The organism is Arhodomonas sp. KWT, assembly GCF_010993615.1.
The window spans coordinates 10,309-13,430 of record NZ_WNXE01000044.1; the positions used below are offsets into that span (position 1 = coordinate 10,309).

General features: G+C 69.2%; 3 protein-coding genes. All 3 read right to left on the reverse strand.

What is annotated here, in order from left to right:
- A partial coding sequence (locus G7A99_RS09220; protein ID WP_205599780.1) for a patatin-like phospholipase family protein occupies positions 1-336 on the reverse strand: 336 nt, incomplete at its 3' end.
- A gap of 73 nt (positions 337-409) precedes the next feature.
- Positions 410-1,042 (reverse strand): LysE family translocator, encoded by a 633-nt coding sequence (locus G7A99_RS09225; RefSeq protein ID WP_163139685.1) that lies wholly within the window; start codon positions 1,040-1,042, stop codon positions 410-412.
- A gap of 210 nt (positions 1,043-1,252) precedes the next feature.
- A complete protein-coding gene (locus G7A99_RS09230) occupies positions 1,253-2,944 on the reverse strand; it encodes a methyl-accepting chemotaxis protein (RefSeq protein ID WP_163139687.1) in 1,692 nt (563 codons plus the stop codon).
- Between the last annotated feature and the right edge of the window lie 178 nt (positions 2,945-3,122).

The window sequence follows — 3,122 nt, forward strand, 5'->3', positions numbered from 1 at the left end:
CGCGGTGGTGGCCGCGCTGACGCGGTTGTACGCCTCGCGCCAGGGGGAATCCCACGTCGGCGCCGGCGGCCATTCGGGGCGCGTGATCCGCTCCCAGAACGTCTGCAGGCGTTCCAGGCGCCGCTCCGGCGGGTTGCCGGCGATGATCGCCGCGTGGATCGCGCCGATGGAGGTGCCGACGACCCAGTCCGGCCGGTGTTCGGCCTCCGCCAGGCCCTCGTAGACGCCGCCCTGGAAGGCCCCCAGTGCGCCGCCCCCCTGGAGCACCAGGGCGATCTGGCGTCGCGGTGTGCGTGTGGCGTGTCCGTCGCCGCCGGAGGTCTGCTCGTCGCTCATCGGCCCGCCGTCCTGCTGCCGGGTATATGGCAATGATAACGGTGCACACGGGGCTCCGGCGAACGGCGGGGGACTACTCCAGTGCGAGCCAGATCCCGACGCCGATCATCAGCGTGCCGGCGATGCGGTTGAGCAGGGTGACGCCCCCGCGGCGGGCCAGCAGTCTGCCCAGGGCCCGGCCGCCGGCGGCATAGATCAGCAGCGCGGAGAACTCGATGGTCAGGATCATCCCGACCAGGGTGGCGAGCTGGGGTGTGAGCGGCAGGGCGGTGTCGATGAAGGGCGGCAGCAGCGCGATGAAGAACGCCCAGCCCTTGGGATTGGCCACCGCGGTGATGAAACCCTGGGCGGCCAGGTCGCGCCGTCCCGCGCCCGCCCCCGGTGTCTCGTCCAGGTCGAGGGCAAGCCGGCCGCGGGAGCGCCACAGCTGGATGCCGAGCCATACGAGATAGGCGCCGCCGGCGTAGCGGAGGACGGCGAACGCCATGGGATAGCGCAGCATCACGGTGGCCACGCCGACGACGGCGGCGACCGCCACCACCGCCACGCCCGCGAGCTCGCCGGCCATCATCCACAGCGCGCGGCGCACGCCGACCGTGATACCGAGCGACAGCGCCAGGGTCATGCACATCCCCGGCGTGATGGACACCAGGAAGAAGGTGGGCAGGAAAGCGTAGAGCAGTCCGGGGCTGAGAAAGCTGGTCACGGCGTCGGGGCCTGGTTGTCGGCGGATGGCACGCCGCCGCGATAATACGCGTTCGGCGCTTGCGTTCCGGGCCTGCGCGGCGTGCCGGCGTCGCGCGACGGGCGTTTCCGGCACTACGGCAATGTCGGTTCCGGGAAGGTCACAGGATAGCGTGGAGAGCGGGAGCGGGGTAGGGCCGCCCGGGCGTGGGCGGCCCGCTGGCGTGGCGTCTCAGACGCGGAAACGCGAGACGGCGGCGCGGAGCTGCTCGCCCATGCGGCTGAGCTCGCCGCTGGCCTGGCTGGTCTGCTGCACGCCCTCGGAGCTCTGCCCGGCGGCCTCGACGATGCCGGAGACGTTGCGGTTGAGCTCCTCGGCGACCTGCCCCTGTTCCTCGGCGGCGGTGGCGATCTGGGTGATCTGCTCATGGATCTCCGAGACCGCGGTGGCGATGCTCTGCAGCGCCTCGCGGGCCTGGTGGGAGCGGTCGAGGCTGCTCTGGGAGCGTTCCTGGGAGCGCTCCATTGTGGAGACCGCGGTACGGGTGTCAGCGACCAGGCCCTCGATGATGGTGCGGATGCGGTCGGCGGACTCGCTGGAGCGCTTGGCCAGAGCCCGGACCTCCTCGGCGACCACGGCGAACCCGCGGCCCTGCTCGCCGGCCCGGGCGGCCTCGATGGCGGCGTTGAGGGCGAGGAGGTTGGTCTGTTCGGTGACGTCGTGGATGACGTCGAGTACGGTCTCGATCTCGCGGCTGCGCTCGGCGAGCTGGCTGACCGCGGTGCTCGTGGAGCTGATGTCCTCGGCGAGGGTCTCCATGGCGGTGTGGTTTTCCTGGACCACGCCGTCACCCTCGCGGGCACGCTCGTCGGCGTCGCGGGCCGATTCCTGGACGGTACCGGCGTTGCGCGAGATCTCCTGCACGGTGGCGGTCATCTCGTTGATCGCCGAGGCGATGTGGTCGGTCTCCTGGCTCTGGCTGTCGACGTTGCTGCGGGTCTGGGCGGCGACCTGGCTGAGCTCCTCGGCGGCGGAGGCGAGCTGGTCGGTGGTGCCGCGCACGTCACGGAGGGTGTCCTGGACCTTGGCGACGAAGGCGTTGAACTGGCGGGCGAGCTCGCCGACCTCGTCCTCGCGGGCGACGGGCAGGCGCTGGGTGAGGTCGCCCTCGCCCTCGGCAATCTCGTGCATGGCCCGGGAGGTCTCGCGGATCGGGCCGACGATGCGGCGGGTCATGATCACGGCGATGACGGCGATCAACGCGAAGGCGGCGATACCCGACAGGGCGGTTACCAGGACCTCGCGGCGGACGTTGGTGTTCACCGCCTCGCGGGCCGCGGCGACGTTGGCTTCGACGTCGTTGAGGTACACGCCGGTGCCGATCATCCAGTTCCACTTGTCCAGGCCCGTAGTGAACGAGAGTTTGGGCTCCTCGTTGCCGGTGGCCGGATTATCCCAGCGGTACCGGTAGAAGGCACCGCCCTCCTTGGCATCAGCGATCAGCTCGCGGATGAGGTACTCGCCGTTGTCCATCTTGAGATCCCAGAGGTTCTGGCCCTCGAGCTCCGGTTTGGGGCGCAGGACACGGGCAGTGCCGTCGTAGCTGTACACGTAGATGTAGCCGTTGTCGCCGTAGTCCATGCTCCGCACGATCGATTTCACCCGCTCCTTCGCCTGCGTATCGTCGGGCCCGGCGTTTTCATAGATCGGCCGGATTGCCGAGACAGCGGTGTCGACGAGGTTCCTGAGCGATTCCTTGCGGGCGTTGATCAGCGAATCGCGCAGCTCTGCGATGTCCTTTGCACCCTGATCCTGGAGGCTGTTTGCGCTTGCGGCGACGATAGCCGCGGTGACCAGTGCAAGGGGCAGGAGGCAGACCAGCAGAATGCGGGCCTGAATGGTCAGATTACGGAAAAGCGACATCCGAGTGTCCCCGTCTGTGTTCGTTGTCTTCTGGTGTATCGGGCGGTGTCTGACGGCAGCGAATCCCCGGACGCCGACGCCGCATCGATACCCCTCACCCCGCATAACGACTGCGGACGGCAGTTCTTTACATCGATCGCCTCTGCCGGCCGTTGCCTGTCGGACGGGTGGTGTCCCC

Excerpts from the sequence above, each read along its gene's own strand:
- G7A99_RS09230 (WP_163139687.1), bottom strand. The coding sequence starts at position 2,944 with ATGTCGCTTTTCCGTAATCTGACCATTCAGGCCCGCATTCTGCTGGTC.